The sequence below is a fragment of the Liquorilactobacillus sicerae genome (assembly GCF_029916425.1).
Taxonomy (GTDB): domain Bacteria; phylum Bacillota; class Bacilli; order Lactobacillales; family Lactobacillaceae; genus Liquorilactobacillus; species Liquorilactobacillus sicerae.
Genome location: NZ_JAHAVQ010000004.1, coordinates 20,093 through 36,967, shown reverse-complemented (window position 1 = coordinate 36,967; position 16,875 = coordinate 20,093). Strand labels below are relative to the sequence as shown.

Genomic DNA, 16,875 nt, shown 5'->3' with positions numbered 1-16,875 from the left:
CTACTTTTTTAAACTATTAGCTAAATATGAATGACGAATACCATAAGAGAAATACAAAATCATTCCAAAGATAAACCAGAATAATGCATATAATTTAGCATCTTTATCTAATCCCCAAAATACTAAAAATGCTCCAATAAAAGCTAATGTCGGCATTACAGGATATAGCGGCATTTTAAAACTCGGAATCGGCAAATCCTTGCCTTCCCTTGGACGAAGCGCATAAATTCCTAAGGAAACAAACATGAAGGCAATCAATGTCCCGGCAGAAACTAATTGGGCCAAAAAGGCAAATGGGAAAATCGCCCCTAAAACAACCCCGACGATCGATAAAACTAATAAGGCATGATTTGGTAAATCATTTTGATTTAATTTACCCAGCCATTTTGGCAACATACCATCACGGCCAAATGAATACAACAACCTTGAGCCCGCCAGCATCATACCAATTAAAGCGGTAAACATTCCAACAACTGCAACTGACTGAACTACTGTTGCAATCACTCCATGTCCACTTTGACGCAAAGCCCAGCCAACTGGCTCAGCATTGTTAGCATATGCCGAATACTTGAACATTCCAACTAAAACTAACGAAACACTAATAAACAAAACCACTGCAATCAGCAATGAACCTAAAATTCCACGCGGCATCGTTTTTTGTGGATTCTTTGCTTCAGCTGAATTGGCAGCAATTGAATCAAAACCAATATATGATAAGAAAATTGATGAAACACCAGCGTAGATTCCTTGCCAACCACCAAAAGCAGAACCATCAGCATTCTTATGATAAGCCGGAATGAATGGTGAGTAATTAGATGCTTTGATTGCGCTCAAGCCAACAAAAACAAAGGTTAAAATTGCTAAAACTTTTAAAATAACTAAAATATTTTCAACTCGCGCCGCCTCAGAAACTCCGCGACTCAGTAAAATGGCAACCAAAACAACAACTAACACTGCAAACAGATCAATCACGCCACCGCTAGTTCCAAAAGCCGCACTTAATGATTTAGGTAGTGTAAAACCAAGCGGTGAAAGCAAGCCTTGCAAATTGGCTGAGAGTCCAGAAGCAACAAAAGCCACCGCAATAAAATACTCAGCTAACAAAGCCCAGCCAGCAACCCAACCAAAAAACTCGCCAAAAATGACATTGATCCAAGAATAAGCCGAACCAGCAAAAGGCATTGCTGAAGCCATCTCAGCGTACGCAAAGGCGACTAAACCAGCCACGATAGCAGCAGCTAAAAATGACAATGCAACAGCTGGACCAGCGTGTTGAGCAGCAACCACCCCAGGTAAAGTAAAAATTGACGTTGAAACAATCGTTCCAACTCCTAAGGCAATAAAGTCCTTAACTGTCAAAACTTGCTTTAAATGAGAATCCTTGTCTTGATAAACTTTTGGATCCTCTTTCAGAGCAAGCCTGTTGAAAAATTTTCCCATAAAAAAAACTCCCCCTACATAAGATAATAATGATAATAAAAATTACAACAATTAATGAAATTATAACAAAGAAATTAGAAAAGTCAAATTTATTAAAACTTAATTACTGTTTCTATTTAATAAAAGCGAAAAAAAGCTAATTATAGTTTGAATTACAAATCTCCTAGCAAATTCATGTTATAAGTTTCTTAAAGACTAGCAAGTTTCGTCTTAATTATTTTTAACATAAAAAAGTTCTGAAACTGATCTTATGTAACCAGTTTCAGAACTTTTTTGCTGATTTTTAATCTAATTTACTAATATTTTTGAAAGTCTTCTCGGTAAGATGATTGATATAAATTGTCGTGATCGTATACAAGATTAAAAAATAAAGCAGAACCGATAAATTGCCACCAAAAATTGCAATCATAAAACTCGCAAAAATCAAGATTTCACTTAAAATACCCCAACGCTTCTTCTCATGGACAACTGCCATTAACTGTTGATTTTGCGAATTCATTAAATTCATTAAGGTCGCTTGACCAATTTTTTGCTTTAGTTTTTTAACCGCTAGACTAAGTCTAAAATTATAAAACATTAATCCAACCAGAACACAGAGTCCTATTAATTCATAAATCGACAATTCACACTCTCCTCACTTATGGATAATAATTATATCGCATTTAGCATTCCTGGTAACATAATCTGTAACTGATCCGGTTAAAAATCTTTCGACTGGATTAGATCCAGTCTTCCCCATCACAATTAAATCAATTGCGTAATCAGTTAGAAAGTCATTTGCAATTACAACTCTTGGAGAACCAAACCGGGCATGGATCCTCACATTCTCAAAATTAGCTTGTTGTTTGATTGCCTGTTTCAATTTGTTTAAATAGCTTTCAACTGAATTGAAGGTTGAATACACTATATCACCATTCATATCCAGCATACTGCCAAATGCATTCGTAAAGTTTCTAATATCGATCACATTTAAGATTTCAAGACGTGAGTTGTTTCTCTTGGCAATTTGAACCGCCTGTTTTAAAGCATGTTCAGCATTCTTTGATCCATCAACTGGAGCCAAAATTTCTTGATAATATTGTGTCATTTTGCTCACTTCTTTCTTTGCCTAATTAAATTATACCATTATCAACTATAATTCGCAGACTAAATAACTATTCGTTTTTCATAAATTTATAACATAAACTACGAACTTTTACTAGATTTTCAAGCTGATGTTCATTTTTTTTAAGTAATTGGTACATTGATCTTAGATAATTTAAATAGTCATTTGTCTGAGATGCATTATTTTTTATCTCTGAAAGGCACGAAACCTGTAAACTTTTAAGTGTTAAATTAGCCAAGAACCAGTCATCATTGATAATAAATTCAATTGCCTTTTGAACTTCTCCCAAATAGATTCTTGCCCGATCAAGTTGATAGACATTTTTCACCATAATTTCACCTCATATCGATTGCTTTCTCATGTTTGCGCTTACATTTTACTTTGATTGTAGATTAACAGCTAGTTTAATGCAAGGTACAAAATGCCAAAACAAATTATTCTCGTTTTGAAACATTCATACCAAACAGTCTATTTTTATTCTCAAATCTGCAAAGCTTAACGATGATAGCCATGACAGCTAAATCAAATTTGAGTTCTTTTAAATGACTGAACAATTTGATAATATAGATGTCTAAAAATAATGCATCAATCTTGTAGCAAAATAAATAGCACCTAGCTCTAAAGCTGAATGCTATTAAGTCGAAAATTTGTTTTGCTAACATCTCAGTAAATAACATAAACTATGCCCTCGGCAGGAGTCGAACCTGTACTTGGTTACCCAAACAGCGACCTGAACGCTGCGCGTCTGCCAATTCCGCCACGAGGGCAAGCGCAATAACAACAAAATTAATTGTACAATATTTCAATTTCAGAAACAAGACTTCAAGAATAAAAAATTACTTTCTGTCAAAATTGGCTTTTAAAATTTTCAAACCATGTTATTATATAAACAAAAGTTTTAGAGGAAGTGAAGTTATGAATCAACAACCTTATCAAAGAATCTTACTTGCGCATGATGGAAGCAAGTCAGCCGAAAAGGCCTTGGACATTGCGGCTGACTACGCACGAGAAAATAACATTCAACTCGACATTTTATATGTTTTAGATAGTTCAATTGTTGGGTTTGGAAATACTCATGCTGCCCCTTCTGAAGATGATTTATATCTTTTTGAAGAAAAAGCCATTAGCCTGTTGGACCGTATAAAAAAGCGGCTAGTAGCTTGTGGATCATCAGTTTATCAAGTTCACGTTCATTTAAGATTTGGAGATCCGCGGACAATCATCGCCAAGGAATTTCCAGATGAATATCGCAATGATTTGATTGTTTTGGGAAGTTCAACCAAAAACTATCTGCAAAGGATTTTTACTGGTTCTGTTTCAAGCTATGTAATTCGAACAGCTGCTTGTGACGCATTGATAATTCGTTAAAGTGATTACTTGACCTGATGTGGAAACTTAACTGCTGTTCCATATGCATGGAGCAACAAATATTTGGGACCAGCTCCAACCTCAACAACTTGAGGTACAAAACGAACTTGAATCACCCCAGCTCCGTTTTTACCGATTGCTTTATCCAATAACTTTGTCTTAGCAGACGTAAATAAATCATCAAAATCATCAACTTGGTCAATTTCATCAGCTCGTAAAGACTTTTTAACGGTTGCATTAATAATTCCCAAGATTACATATGAGCGATCAATATCGCCGGTAGTTAAAAACATATAAGTTCCCCCCCAATTAAGGCTGTGATGAGAAATTCATCACAGCCTTTCATGCCAGCTTTTTTTATTAAATAAAAATTCGAAAGTTACGTTTATTAATATTAATAGTTTCCTCAGTTGTACTTTTAGAATTCATTTTTATTAAGTTCTTTAACATGTGTTCAAGTTTCCGCTTGTCTGACAGTCTTTTCAAGACATCCTTATCTATTTTTACTGCTAATCGTTCTCTTTTACTGGGTACAAGGAAAGTTTTGGAATTTCCATCTTCTGTCAACACGTTTGCTTCAAGTTCTTTAATAAAACTTTTTTGCATGTTTAAGCCTCCTATATTATTTTCTCAATTTAATTTTACCGCTAAAAAGGCAAAAATTCAAAGAATCAAAAACCAAAGTGTTCGTAATTTCTTGATTGCATTAAAAAAATTGGTTAGATTTATTGGTAAAAGTTACAAATTAACTTTTAAAATCATTATAATTAACTTATTGAGGGAGGAATTAAGTATGACTGAAATAGATCACCAAATTCTCAAAGAAGTTATTCATTCTCGTCCGCTTGAAAGTCATAAAGGTAATTATGGTAGAATACTAACGATCGGCGGCAGCTTAAATTTCGGTGGTGCCATCATCATGTCTTCCAGTGCCGCCGTTCATGCCGGCGCTGGACTAGTGACCTGTGCTACTTGCCGTGAGAATCTTTCAGCTTTACATACAATTGTGCCCGAGGCAATGTTCGTTGATCTTGCGAATGACCAGCAAATTGCAGCTGCACTTGAACAAGCTAATGTAATTGTAATCGGCCCTGGCCTTGGCGAAAGCCCTGCTGCTGAAAAAATTTTAAAAAAAACACTCGATCAATTGCAAAGTCAGCAATTTTTAATTATTGATGGTTCAGCCCTAACAATATTAAGCCATCACCGAACCTGGTTTAAAAAATTTGTTAAACAAAAAATTATTTTAACTCCTCATCAAATGGAGTGGCAAAGAGTTAGTCAAATTCCAATCAAGGAGCAAACTGATATTCACAATTTGACCGTTCAACAAGAACTACAGGCAACGGTCGTCCTAAAAAAATTTGGTACAACGATTTATCATCTAAATCGTACGTTTACTCGCTTAAATGTCGGCGGTCCATATATGGCAACTGGTGGAATGGGAGACACGTTGACCGGTATCATTGCTGCTTTTCTAGGACAGTTCCACCAAATTGCTTACGAAACTGTGGTCGATGCAGCTGTTTATGCCCACAGCGCACTTGCTCAAAAGCTGTCTGCCACCAACTATGTTGTATTGCCAAGTCAATTGATCAAAAGTTTGCCTGAATTTATGTTAACCGTTAGTTTGGCTTGAAAATAAACATCTTTCAAAAATGCCTACCAATAATTTGGTAGGCATTTATTATTTAATATGCAAGATTTTTCGTAAGCCCGCCACCCTGCGACCAATAATTTGATCGGCTAAGCGAGTCTTCAAACAACAATAAATATATACAAAAGCACCCAATCCAACTGCAAATACTAAGACAATAAAGGAAATCAACCGAAACTCTAAATTAAACATTCGCGACGCAATAGAAATCACTCCTAAAGCTGCCAAAAAGGTCAGCAAAGAAAAGATTAAGATTTGGTTAAAGTGTTCAAGCAAACGATTAAGATCTAAATGACAATCAAAACAAAAATATCTAAGCATTAAAACATTTGAAACCATTAAGCCGATTCCTGTTGCCAAAAGCGGCCCAAAAGCTTTTAGTCCGATTGTCAACGGTACCTGCACTAATAATTTAATCAGAAAACCAAATAAAAAATATTGAACGGCCCTTTTATTTTGATAAATTCCTTGCAACAGTGAAGAAAGAACAATAAATAATCCAATTGGTAAAGCAATGTATGCTGAAAAACTTAACACAAAAATCCCAGTAAAATTATACTGATAGAAAACAATATATAACGGTTTAGCTACTGCCGCCATCCCCAAAGAACAGGGCAACATAATGATCATAAATAACTCTAATGCATCTGCAATTTGATTAGCTACTCCTTGCTGATCCTTTTTAGTATAAGCAGCGGATAATAACGGTACCGCTGTAGCAGCCATCGCCGAAGCTAATGCAACAATGATCATAATCAATTTATTATCATTGCCAGCAAAAATTGCGTATAAATCATTGATCATCTTCAAACTATCATTAGAAAAATGTGTCAACGTCGGTTTAAAAGTAAAATAATCCAACTGGTTATACAACGTTGTCGAGGCCCCAATCAAAACAAAAGGTACTGATTGAGCTAGCATATCATAAATAATTCTTGAATCTTTAACCTGAAGTTTGCCGGCACTTTGCAACGCTAATGCCTGCAACTCAGCATGTTTTCTCCAATAATACCAAATCAGTATTGACAGCCCACCTAAAGCACCCACAAAAGCTGCCAGAGTTGAATGAATAATTGCTAACTGATAATTACCATGTAAAATTTGCATGATCAGATACATCGTTACCAACATATAAATAATTCGAACTAACTGTTCAATTAATTGTGATAAAGCAGAAGGAAACATATCTTGATATCCTTGAAAAAAACCACGGGTCAGGCTCATGACCGGAATAACAATTAATGCTACCGCTAAAGAACGAAAAACTGGAATAACATCTTTTTCTCCTAATGATATAAACGGCAACGGTGCAATTAACCACATCACTGTCGCTCCAATAAATCCAAAAGCCAACATAACAAGCAATGATTTTTTAAATAATCGCTGACCGACAGCATATTCGTTTTGTGCATTATAATGTGCTACTTGCTTAGCAACTGCTGACGGAATCCCGGCAATTGAAATCATCAAAAAAACACTGTATAAAGTATAGCCTTTCGTATACAAAGCATTTCCCGCTAAGCTATCCTTACCAAGCCAAGTATACCAAGGAATAATGTAAATTGCTCCTAAAATTCGTGAAAAAACACTTCCCGCTGTCATCCAGGCTGAGCCACGCAACATCTTCTCTTTTGTTGAAGGATGACTAACCGCTACTGGTTGGGAGGAATTTCCATTAATTGGTTTTCCAGCCATTTTCTTTCCTGCCTTCATCTAGTCTAACCTTGTTAATTTTAAACTGTTTGAAGAATAGATGCAATCACCCTTAAATTATTTAAACTAATTAGTTTTTTCAATCTTCTGTTTAGTAATCACTAAACTGTAGATCAATCCCAAAGCAATCAACCACAAAGCTGCAAAAAATAATGAAATCAAAGTACTTTGATCGAATGCCAACAAAATTGTAACCGCAATAAAGAAAATAATTGTTAAATAATTTGAATATGGGAAAAAAGGCATTGGAAATTTCTTTTCAAGCTGAGGATTTTGCTTGCGACAACGATAATGACAAATAACTAAAACGACCCAAACAAAAATAAAGCTGACGGTGGCCACCCCGGAAATTATTTCAAAAACTGTCTGCGGCACCACATAATTCAGTAAAACAATAATTAGCAACGTTAACGATGAAAAAACCAAGGATTTGACCGGTACACTACGATTACTAGTTGTCCCAAATGACTGCGGAGCTTTATGAGTTTTAGACAAAACATATAAAGTTCGACTAGTACTGAAAATTGCACTATTACAAGCTGACAATGCGGCCGTTAAAACAACGAAATTGATCAAGCCAGCTGCAGCTTTAACGCCGATTCCCGCAAAAACTTGTACAAATGGACTTGAAGTAGTTGTGATTTGATTCCAAGGATAAATACACATTAAAACAAACATTGAACCAATGTAAAATAAGCCGATTCTGATTGGCAGACTATTGATTGCACGTGGCAGATCACGCTCAGGGTCTTCGGTTTCACCTGAAGTCAACCCCACCATTTCAATGCCAGTAAAAGCAAAAATTACCATCGGAAAGGCAGCTAAAAAACCTGACCATCCCTGAGGGAAAAAGCCACCATAATTAACAAGATTCTTTACGGTAACTTGATGACCACCAACTTTAACATCCAGCAATAGTAAGATAACCCCAGTAATAATTAAAGCAATGATAGCAAAAACCTTAATACCGGCAAACCATGACTCTAATTCGCCAAAGCTACCTACACTCAATAGATTAAAAGCTAATAGACAAATGATAATAATCAAAGGCGTCACCCATTGCGGGATAAAAGGAAACCAATAGCGTAGATAAATCCCGCTAGCGGTCAGATCAGCCATTGCTAAACTTTCCCAGCACAGCCAGTATGTCCAACCAATTACAAATTCAAAACGATCTCCCAAATAACGCCGAACAAAATCGATGAAGGAAGTTAATTTAATATCTGACAGAACTAATTCACCAATTGCTCTCATCATAAAAAAACAAATTATTCCAGCCATCAAATAGGCCAAAATAATTGCTGGACCAGCCTCCTTGATGGCTGTACCGGAGCCGAGGAAAAGTCCTGTTCCGATTGCACCGCCAATTGCAATCATTTGTACATGCCGGTGCGTTAATCCTCGTGACAATTCATTCTTCATCTTAATTAAGTCTCCTTGATCCAAAAATTAAAAATTATTAATTAAAATCTAACAATATATTGTAAATTATATTAAATACGTAAGTTTAAAGCAAGCTTTCTTTAAAAATAAAAAAGCCTAGCACGACATTTTCAAGGTTTTCTTAACCTGTAAAACATGTCGATTAGACTTTTTTCATTAATTGCAAATAATTTATTTAACTACAACGCTGACAAGTTTATTTGGAACAACAATTATTTTAACTACCTTTTTATCACCAATAGCCTTTTTGACATGATCAGCATTTAAGGCCAGCTGTTGTAATTCTTCTTTTGACATATCCTTAGCAACTGTTAAATGCTGTCTAACTTTGCCATTGACCTGAACAACAACTTGAACCTCATCTTTGACCAGTTTGGCTTCATCATAAGTTGGCCAAGCTTCATAGGTAATTGTTCCGACATGGCCTAATTTTGTCCATAATTCTTCAGCTATATGTGGGGTCACCGGTGAAAGCATTTTAACAAAGCCTTCCATATAGTCAAGAGGCAGAGCATCAGCTTTATAAGCTTCATTGACAAAGACCATTAATTGTGAAATTGCTGTATTAAAATGCATAACTGTAAAATCTTCCGTCACTTTTTTGACCGTCTGATGATAAACATAATCCAACTTACCATCATTCAAAGTGGTAACCCGATCACGTAAATTATCTTCATCATCGATCAGTAAACGCCATACACGTTTAATAAATTTATTTGCACCATTTAAGCCTTTTTCACTCCATGGTTTAGCAGCTTCCAGCGGTCCCATGAACATTTCATAAAGTCTAAGTGTATCAGCTCCATACTGTTTTACAATATCATCAGGATTAATAACGTTGCCTTTGGATTTCGACATTTTTTCATGGTTATCACCTAGAATCATTCCCTGGTTGACTAACTTCTGGAAAGGTTCCTTAGTTGGTACAACTCCTAAGTCATACAGGAATTTATGCCAGAAACGAGCGTACAATAAATGCAGTACTGCATGCTCAGCACCACCAACGTACAAATCGACCGGCATCCATTCCTTGAGTTTTTGTTTATCAGCAATTGCCCCTTGATTGTGCGGATCAACATAGCGTAAGAAATACCAAGAACTTCCAGCCCACTGCGGCATAGTGTTAGTTTCTCGTTTACCCTTGCGACCATTTTTGTCGACAACGTTTACCCAATCAGTCAAGTTAGCTAATGGACTTTCACCAGTTCCAGAAGGTTTGATGTTTTTCTCTTTTGGCAAACGCAAAGGCAATTCATCTTCGGGAATTAGAGTAGTTTCGCCGTCTTCCCAGTGAATTACTGGAATTGGCTCGCCCCAATAACGTTGCCGGGAAAATAACCAATCACGCAAATGATAATTAACTTTCTTCTCGCCGATTTGATGTTCCTTTAACCAATTAATGATCTTATCAATTGCCTGATTTTTATTCAAGCCATTTAAAAATCCGGAATTGATATGCACACCATCGCCAGTATAAGCTTCTTTTTCAACATTTCCTCCTTCAATGACTGGAATGATCTCAAGGCCAAACTTCTTAGCAAACTCATAGTCACGATCATCATGAGCCGGTACGACCATAACTGCACCAGTTCCATAAGTAGCTAAAACATAATCAGCGATCCAAATCGGTACCTTTTTGCCATTAACGGGATTTTCAACATAACTACCAGTGAAGACCCCAGTTTTTTCCTTAGCTAAATCTGTTCGCTCCAAATCAGACTTGTGAGCAACCTTATCAACATAATGTTCAACCGCTGCTTTTTGCTCAGGAGTCGTTAATTCCTTAACAATATCTAATTCTGGTGCCAAAACCATCCCAGTAGCTCCAAAAATCGTATCAGGACGAGTTGAAAAGACTTCAATTTGAAGATTTTCTTTGCCAGCTACTTTGAAACGAATCGAGGCCCCAACCGAGCGACCAATCCAGTTACGCTGCTGTTCTTTAATATTTTCTGGCCAATCAATATCATCAAGATCCTCAATCAAGCGATCCGCATATGCTGTGATCTTTAAGACCCATTGACGCATCGGCTTGCGAATAACAGGGAAGCCACCGCGTTCGGTCTTACCATTGATAACTTCCTCATTAGCGACAACCGTTCCTAAATCTGGACTCCAGTTAACTGGAACTTCAGCTTCATAAGCCAGTCCTTTTTCATACAATTTTTCAAAAATCCATTGAGTCCACTTGTAATATGAAGGATCAGTCGTGTTGATTTCACGATCCCAATCATAAGATAAACCTAATGACTTAATCTGCCGACGAAAATTATTAATATTTTCCTTGGTGAACTCACGTGGCGAATGACCAGTGTTTAATGCATATTGTTCAGCTGGCAACCCAAATGCATCCCACCCCATCGGATGCAAAACATCATATCCCTGCATCCGTTTCATTCGAGAAATAATATCTGTTGCCGTGTAACCTTCTGGATGACCAACGTGTAACCCCTGTCCTGATGGATAAGGAAACATATCAAGTGCGTAAAACTTTTTTTCGCCCGGATGTTCCAACGTTTTAAAAGTTTTATGTGTCTCCCAATAATGCTGCCACTTTTTTTCGATTTTTGTATGATCGTATGCCATTTTAAAAATTCCATTCCTTTCCGAAGTTTAAAAAAAGTCCTATATTGAGACTCTCAATATAGGACGAGTAGATTTATCTCGCGGTACCACCTATTTTCTGATCAAAGCGATCAGCACTTTAATTTCGATAACGGTGAAACAGCCGCTTCAACCTATTAAAAGTTCAATTGAAAATAAAGCAGGCGAGTTCACTAAACTAACAAATAAGTACTCCCAGCCCTGATACTTTCTCTGTAAAATGCTAATTTTAGCTACTAATCCTTCTAATTAAATATTAATTTAATCATAACAAAACTTGGTTTGCTATGCAACTGTTTCTAAAAACTTTTCTTTTCAAAGTTGTAAAAATTTCTTCAATTCCGCAACTTTATCTGTGTGCTCCCATGGCAAATCAATGTCTGTTCGACCAAAATGGCCATAAGCTGCTGTCTGCTTGTAAATTGGTCGCTTCAAATCCAGCATCTTAATAATTCCTGCTGGTCGTAAATCGAAGACTTGGCGAATTGCAGCTACTAGCTTTTCATCTGAAACTTGGCTAGTTCCAAAGGTGTTGACTGAAACTGAAACTGGTTGAGCAACTCCAATTGCATAGGCTAACTGGACTTCAACTTGAGAAGCAAGTTTAGCAGCCACAATGTTCTTGGCAATATAACGAGCTGCATAACTCGCTGAGCGATCAACTTTTGTCGGATCCTTACCCGAAAAAGCCCCACCGCCATGATGAGCATAACCACCATAGGTGTCAACGATGATTTTGCGGCCAGTTAAACCTGCATCACCTTGAGGACCGCCAATCACAAAACGACCAGTTGGATTGACTAAATATTTTGTTTTATCATCCAAATACTTAGCCGGGATGACTGCTTTAATGACTTTTTCAATGACATCATGCCGAATCGCTTCTAGTGAAGTATCCGCATCATGCTGGGTCGATAAAACAACTGTATCTACCCGACTTGGCTGATTATTCTCATCGTATTCAACTGTGACCTGAGCTTTAGCATCCGGTCCAAGATATTTTAAAATCCCTTGTTTGCGAACTTGGGCGATCTGGCGCATTAAGCGATGACTCAAAGCAATTGGTAATGGCATCAATTCAGGTGTTTCATTAATAGCATAACCAAACATCATTCCTTGATCTCCAGCTCCAATTTGATCAAGCGGGTCGACCTCTCCAGTCCGTGTTTCCAAGGAATTATCAACTCCCTGAGCAATATCTGGTGACTGCTCATCGATCGAAGTCATGACAGCGCAATTATCGCCGTCAAAACCATATTTTCCATCAGTATAACCGATTTCTTTGATCGTTTTACGAACAACTTTGGAAATATCGACATAAGCTTTTGTCGATATTTCTCCTACCACGACCACTAAGCCAGTTGTCACAGTTGTTTCGCAAGCTACCCGAGCATCTGGGTCCTTGGCAATCAAAGCATCCAAAATCGCATCGCTGATTTGATCAGCAATTTTATCGGGATGACCTTCAGAGACCGATTCCGACGTAAATAAATGTCTTTCTGACACATAAATTCCCCCATTCAAAAATTTGGTTACAAGGCATCTTCACATAAAAATGAATCCTTTCGGGAATGTGCTGTAACAATAATATATTAACACAAAACCAATAATCAATCAGGACTTGTTTACAAAATTTGCTACAAAAAAAGAGTATCTCAAACGAAATACTCTTAATGCGAAAAATACAAATTACTTAACTGAAGGAGTTCCTAACCAGCTAATGATTTCTTCAACTGTGTCAGTAATTGCTTGTGTTCCGTCAGCCAATAACTTACGAGGATCATAGCCTTTTCCTTGTTGATCTTTGCCAGCTTCAATGTATTTACGAGTTGCAGCAGCAAATGATAATTGACATTCAGTGTTGATATTAACTTTTGAAATACCCATGCTGATAGCTTTGACAACTTGTTCCTTAGGAATGCCTGAACCACCATGTAAAACTAATGGAGTATCAATGACATCAGCCAATTCCTTCAGCCGATCAAAACTCAAGCCTTTCCAGTTTGCAGGATATTTGCCATGAATATTACCAATTCCACAAGCTAAGTAATCAACACCCGTTGCTGCCATCTTCTTAGCTTCTTCAACATCAGCTAATTCACCTAAACCAACGATACCATCTTCAGTACCCCCGATTGAACCAACTTCAGCTTCAACGGAAATATTTTTAGCATGTGCTAATTTAACAATTTCCTTGGTCTTTTCCAGATTTTCTTCGAATGGGAGATCATGACCATCAAACATAACTGAAGTATAGCCAGCTTCAATACATTCTTTAGCAGCTTCATAATTACCATGATCAAGATGCATAATAACTGGTACAGTGATGTTCATAACACGCATTTCGTTTTCAACTAGGGTCTTAACTAACTTATAGTCGCCCATGTATTTTGCAGCGCCCATGGAAACCTGAATCAAAACAGGTGTCTTGGTTTCTTGTGCGCCCTTCAAAATAGCCCGCGTCCATTCCAAGTTGTTTGTGTTAAAAGCACCGACTGCATAATGGCCCTTACGAGCAGCAGAGAAGATTTCATTACCGTTTACGAATGACATAAAACAGCCTCCTAAAATATATTACTCATCTGAGTACATTTTTATTTTAACACAAAATTAAATGAAAACGCAGTATATAATTGAAAATTTTTTCACTAAGTTTTCTCATTTTTTCAAATGAGCCTGTTGTTTAAGTTTGACTGGATCAACTAACGGACAACCGAGATCATCACAATCATGGCATCCAGCCGCGTGGTTGCGCTTAATGAAACGCGTATATATGATATAACCAACTCCTGAAAAAATTACGATCGCTAAGATAATTGTTGCAATCATTTTGAAACTCCTTCCTGTACGTCTGCCTGTAATTGATTTAATTCTTCGTTTTGATCTTTTTTGATTAAAAGTCCATAACTGATCACTGCAATTGCGATTCCACTCAGCAATAAACTGAACCAGTTGCCCTGACCAACAACTACCTGATAACCCTGATAAATCAACATCGCAACAATATACGCTAGAACTGTTTGATACGCAACCGCACGCAATGTCCATTTTGCGTCTCCAAATTCTTTGTACATGGTGCCAATTGCTGCAAAACAAGGAGCACATAACAAATTGAAGACTAAAAATGAGTAACCAGCGATTGGCAAATAAGTCTGCCGCAAAGTTGTCATAAAACCCGCTGCTGTTGCATTGCCAAAAGTAATTCTCAAAGTTCCAACACAATTTTCCTTGGCAATCAAGCCCGCCAAAACAGCAACTGTTGTATGCCAGTCGCCAAAACCAAGCGGAGCAAATACTGGTGATAATACCATACCAAAATAGCGCAGCATACTTTGATTTTGCCCAACTGGCTGTAATAAAAAGTTAAAACTCGAAAAGAACCAAATTAAAACACAGGAGGCAAAAATAATCGTTCCTGCCTTTTTGATGAAGCTATCAGCCCGATTCAAAACCTGCCGGCCAACATTGGCTGGTTTTGGAAAATGATAAGCTGGCAGTTCCATAACAAATGGCAACGGTGGCCCGGCAAATAATTTGGTCTTTTTTAAAAAGATTCCCGAGCCAACTACCGCTACCATTCCTAAAAAGTAAGCTGACGGAGCAACCCAGCTTTGATCAGGGAAAAAGGTCCCTGAGACTAAAGCAATAACGGTTAGCTTTGCTGAACAAGGCATAAAAGTCGTCAGCATGATTGTCATCTTGCGGTCTTTTTCATTTTCAATCGTCCTAGTTGCCATAATGCCTGGCACCCCGCAGCCGGTTGAAATCAACATTGGAATAAATGATTTGCCGGACAAATTGAAACGATGAAAGATTCGATCCATAACAAAAGCAATCCTGGACATATAACCGCAATCTTCTAAGATCCCCAAGCATAAAAACAGCATCATGATCTGCGGTACAAAGCCTAAAATCGAGCCAAGCCCGTTAATGATCCCGTCAATGACCAGCCCTTGCATCCAACTAGCAACTTGCCATTTCACCAGCCATCCTTGAACAAAGTTAGGAATCAATTTACCAAATAAAACATCATTGATCCAATCACTGCCCATTGTCCCAATTGTTTGAATCGACAAGTAATAGACTGCCCACATGACCAAAAAGAAAATTGGCAGTGCTAACCAACGATTAGTGATCACCATATCAACTCGATCACTAAAACTCATCGCAAAATCATTTTCATCAATCACACACATCTTAACTAGCCGTGAAATCAACTCGTAACGAGCATTGATAATAATACTGTCACTGGTATCTTGAAAGAGCTTTTCAGCTGTATCAATGGTTTTTTCAATATCTTTTTTTCGTGTATTATCCAACTTGATTTCTTGCCAAACTTGTTCATCACGCTCAAATAACTTAATTGCATACCAGCGAAGTTTGGTTTCTGGAATGATTCCCGTCAAATTTTTTTCGATCATCGTTAAAGCTGACTCCAGCCGTTCATCATATTGCGGTTGTGGATAAGCTGGCTGTTCAGTTAATGAATGTTCTGCTTGTCGTTGCAAGTTATCAATGTTTTTCTTTTTTAAAGCCGAGATTGCGATTACCGGGACCGATAAAAGATAGGCTAATTTCTTTAAATTGATTTTTCGTTGTTGTTTTTTTAAAAGATCAATCATATTTAAAGCGACAATCATTGGTTGGCCAGTTTCCATCAGTTGCAAGGTCAAATAAAGGTTACGTTCAATGTTAGTAGCATCAACAATATCGATTACCAGACTTGGGCCTTGCTCAATCAAATACTTCCGTGAAACTACCTCTTCAGCTGTATAAGGTGATAAAGAATAAATTCCTGGCAAGTCTTGAATCATGATCTTTTTATCTTTTCGATATGGGCCCTGTTTTTTTTCAACTGTAACTCCAGGCCAGTTACCAACTGACTGATTTGAGCCCGTCAAAAGATTAAAAAGAGTGGTTTTCCCACTATTAGGATTGCCGGCTAAAGCAACAATTTTCATTCAAGCACCTCCCGCACCATAATATATTCAGCCTCCTGCTTGCGGATACTTAATTTATATCCTCGCAACACTAATTCGATTGGATCGCCTAAAGGAGCGACTCTCAAAATTTTAATCACGGTATTTTTTGTCAAGCCCATATCCATCAAGCGCCTTCTAACGGGGCGCTCACCAATTATTTTGCTGACAACGGCAGATTTACCAGTTTCCAATTGTGCTAGTGGTTCAACTTGCAAATCACCAAGCTCATCAATTCCTTTGACTAAAATGCTGCTTGCTAATGAGTCACTGATCGCTAAGCGCTGGCCCTTTAAAAAGACTACTAAGCCGCTTTCGTTTTGTGAAACAGAAATTACTGTTAAATTTGAATTAACTACCAGTCCCATTTCTGCTAGTCGACGTACAAAATGCGACGCACCAATAATATCCACGACAATATATTTTCCTTTTTCCTTAATTGCTGCTAAAGATTCCATTCAGGCACTTCCATTCGTAAATGAGAATGATTTTCATTTAATTTAAAATTAGCATATTCTCATTAAAAATTCAATTCTTTTTTAAACAAAAAAAACTAAGACAAAGTT

General features: G+C 37.2%; 16 protein-coding genes, 1 tRNA gene, 1 riboswitch and 1 other annotated feature. Of the genes, 2 read left to right on the top strand and 15 right to left on the bottom strand.

Annotated features, from left to right (window positions below):
- From KH893_RS03555 to KH893_RS03535, 5 genes are all read right to left on the bottom strand, one after another.
- Positions 1-1,440, bottom strand: a complete 1,440-nt coding sequence (locus KH893_RS03555) for an APC family permease (protein ID WP_281164772.1) — start codon at positions 1,438-1,440, stop codon at positions 1-3.
- 283 nt (positions 1,441-1,723) lie between these two features.
- Positions 1,724-2,062: a hypothetical protein gene (locus tag KH893_RS03550; protein ID WP_281164771.1), complete on the bottom strand. Its 339-nt coding sequence runs from the start codon at positions 2,060-2,062 to the stop codon at positions 1,724-1,726.
- Between the two features lie 12 nt (positions 2,063-2,074).
- Positions 2,075-2,527: a universal stress protein gene (locus KH893_RS03545; protein ID WP_281164770.1), complete on the bottom strand. Its 453-nt coding sequence runs from the start codon at positions 2,525-2,527 to the stop codon at positions 2,075-2,077.
- 67 nt (positions 2,528-2,594) lie between these two features.
- Entirely contained in the window at positions 2,595-2,876 is a 282-nt protein-coding gene (locus KH893_RS03540) for a hypothetical protein (protein ID WP_281164769.1), read from the bottom strand.
- Between the two features lie 352 nt (positions 2,877-3,228).
- Positions 3,229-3,312, bottom strand: a tRNA-Leu gene (locus KH893_RS03535).
- Between the two features lie 148 nt (positions 3,313-3,460).
- Between KH893_RS03535 and KH893_RS03530 the strand changes: the two genes are divergently transcribed.
- Positions 3,461-3,913 carry a universal stress protein gene (locus KH893_RS03530; RefSeq protein WP_281164768.1) on the top strand — a complete coding sequence of 151 codons (453 nt, stop codon included), beginning with the start codon at positions 3,461-3,463 and terminating at the stop codon, positions 3,911-3,913.
- A 5-nt stretch (positions 3,914-3,918) separates the two neighbouring features.
- Here the strand turns inward: KH893_RS03530 and KH893_RS03525 are convergent, their stop codons facing one another.
- The gene (locus KH893_RS03525) at positions 3,919-4,206 is read right to left on the bottom strand and encodes a hypothetical protein (RefSeq protein ID WP_281164767.1); all 288 of its coding nucleotides are present in this window, start codon (positions 4,204-4,206) and stop codon (positions 3,919-3,921) included.
- Between the two features lie 67 nt (positions 4,207-4,273).
- Positions 4,274-4,519 (bottom strand): hypothetical protein, encoded by a 246-nt coding sequence (locus tag KH893_RS03520; RefSeq protein WP_281164766.1) that lies wholly within the window; start codon positions 4,517-4,519, stop codon positions 4,274-4,276.
- A gap of 187 nt (positions 4,520-4,706) precedes the next feature.
- Between KH893_RS03520 and KH893_RS03515 the strand changes: the two genes are divergently transcribed.
- Positions 4,707-5,552: an NAD(P)H-hydrate dehydratase gene (locus KH893_RS03515; RefSeq protein ID WP_281164765.1), complete on the top strand. Its 846-nt coding sequence runs from the start codon at positions 4,707-4,709 to the stop codon at positions 5,550-5,552.
- A gap of 48 nt (positions 5,553-5,600) precedes the next feature.
- On the opposite strand, the gene KH893_RS03510 is transcribed toward KH893_RS03515, so the two are convergent.
- The 8 genes from KH893_RS03510 to KH893_RS03475 form a co-directional block, all read right to left on the bottom strand.
- Positions 5,601-7,265, bottom strand: a complete 1,665-nt coding sequence (locus KH893_RS03510) for a putative polysaccharide biosynthesis protein (protein WP_281164764.1) — start codon at positions 7,263-7,265, stop codon at positions 5,601-5,603.
- An 84-nt stretch (positions 7,266-7,349) separates the two neighbouring features.
- Positions 7,350-8,705: an amino acid permease gene (locus tag KH893_RS03505; RefSeq protein ID WP_281164763.1), complete on the bottom strand. Its 1,356-nt coding sequence runs from the start codon at positions 8,703-8,705 to the stop codon at positions 7,350-7,352.
- A gap of 192 nt (positions 8,706-8,897) precedes the next feature.
- Positions 8,898-11,312, bottom strand: coding sequence for a leucine--tRNA ligase (gene leuS, locus KH893_RS03500; RefSeq protein WP_281164762.1), 2,415 nt, complete (start codon positions 11,310-11,312; stop codon positions 8,898-8,900).
- 56 nt (positions 11,313-11,368) lie between these two features.
- Positions 11,369-11,589: a binding site (T-box leader), on the bottom strand.
- Positions 11,590-11,645: 56 nt separating this feature from the next.
- Positions 11,646-12,836: a methionine adenosyltransferase gene (metK, locus tag KH893_RS03495; RefSeq protein WP_281164761.1), complete on the bottom strand. Its 1,191-nt coding sequence runs from the start codon at positions 12,834-12,836 to the stop codon at positions 11,646-11,648.
- Positions 12,836-12,917, bottom strand: a riboswitch (SMK box riboswitch). It overlaps the preceding gene by 1 nt.
- A 102-nt stretch (positions 12,918-13,019) precedes the next feature.
- Positions 13,020-13,883, bottom strand: coding sequence for a class II fructose-1,6-bisphosphate aldolase (gene fba, locus KH893_RS03490; protein WP_281164760.1), 864 nt, complete (start codon positions 13,881-13,883; stop codon positions 13,020-13,022).
- Between the two features lie 105 nt (positions 13,884-13,988).
- Positions 13,989-14,159, bottom strand: coding sequence for a FeoB-associated Cys-rich membrane protein (locus tag KH893_RS03485; protein WP_281164759.1), 171 nt, complete (start codon positions 14,157-14,159; stop codon positions 13,989-13,991).
- Positions 14,156-16,291: a ferrous iron transport protein B gene (gene feoB, locus KH893_RS03480; RefSeq protein ID WP_281164758.1), complete on the bottom strand. Its 2,136-nt coding sequence runs from the start codon at positions 16,289-16,291 to the stop codon at positions 14,156-14,158. Before feoB ends, KH893_RS03485 begins: the two co-directional genes overlap by 4 nt.
- On the bottom strand, positions 16,288-16,767 hold the full coding sequence (locus tag KH893_RS03475) for a FeoA family protein (RefSeq protein ID WP_281164757.1): 480 nt from the start codon (positions 16,765-16,767) through the stop codon (positions 16,288-16,290). Before KH893_RS03475 ends, feoB begins: the two co-directional genes overlap by 4 nt.
- Positions 16,768-16,875: the final 108 nt, after the last annotated feature.

Excerpts from the sequence above, each read along its gene's own strand:
- KH893_RS03555 (WP_281164772.1), bottom strand. The coding sequence starts at position 1,440 with ATGGGAAAATTTTTCAACAGGCTTGCTCTGAAAGAGGATCCAAAAGTT.
- KH893_RS03545 (WP_281164770.1), bottom strand. The coding sequence starts at position 2,527 with ATGACACAATATTATCAAGAAATTTTGGCTCCAGTTGATGGATCAAAG.
- KH893_RS03540 (WP_281164769.1), bottom strand. The coding sequence starts at position 2,876 with ATGGTGAAAAATGTCTATCAACTTGATCGGGCAAGAATCTATTTGGGA.
- KH893_RS03530 (WP_281164768.1), top strand. The coding sequence starts at position 3,461 with ATGAATCAACAACCTTATCAAAGAATCTTACTTGCGCATGATGGAAGC.
- KH893_RS03525 (WP_281164767.1), bottom strand. The coding sequence starts at position 4,206 with ATGTTTTTAACTACCGGCGATATTGATCGCTCATATGTAATCTTGGGA.
- KH893_RS03520 (WP_281164766.1), bottom strand. The coding sequence starts at position 4,519 with ATGCAAAAAAGTTTTATTAAAGAACTTGAAGCAAACGTGTTGACAGAA.
- KH893_RS03515 (WP_281164765.1), top strand. The coding sequence starts at position 4,707 with ATGACTGAAATAGATCACCAAATTCTCAAAGAAGTTATTCATTCTCGT.
- KH893_RS03510 (WP_281164764.1), bottom strand. The coding sequence starts at position 7,265 with ATGGCTGGAAAACCAATTAATGGAAATTCCTCCCAACCAGTAGCGGTT.
- KH893_RS03505 (WP_281164763.1), bottom strand. The coding sequence starts at position 8,705 with ATGAAGAATGAATTGTCACGAGGATTAACGCACCGGCATGTACAAATG.
- leuS (WP_281164762.1), bottom strand. The coding sequence starts at position 11,312 with ATGGCATACGATCATACAAAAATCGAAAAAAAGTGGCAGCATTATTGG.
- fba (WP_281164760.1), bottom strand. The coding sequence starts at position 13,883 with ATGTCATTCGTAAACGGTAATGAAATCTTCTCTGCTGCTCGTAAGGGC.
- KH893_RS03485 (WP_281164759.1), bottom strand. The coding sequence starts at position 14,159 with ATGATTGCAACAATTATCTTAGCGATCGTAATTTTTTCAGGAGTTGGT.
- feoB (WP_281164758.1), bottom strand. The coding sequence starts at position 16,291 with ATGAAAATTGTTGCTTTAGCCGGCAATCCTAATAGTGGGAAAACCACT.
- KH893_RS03475 (WP_281164757.1), bottom strand. The coding sequence starts at position 16,767 with ATGGAATCTTTAGCAGCAATTAAGGAAAAAGGAAAATATATTGTCGTG.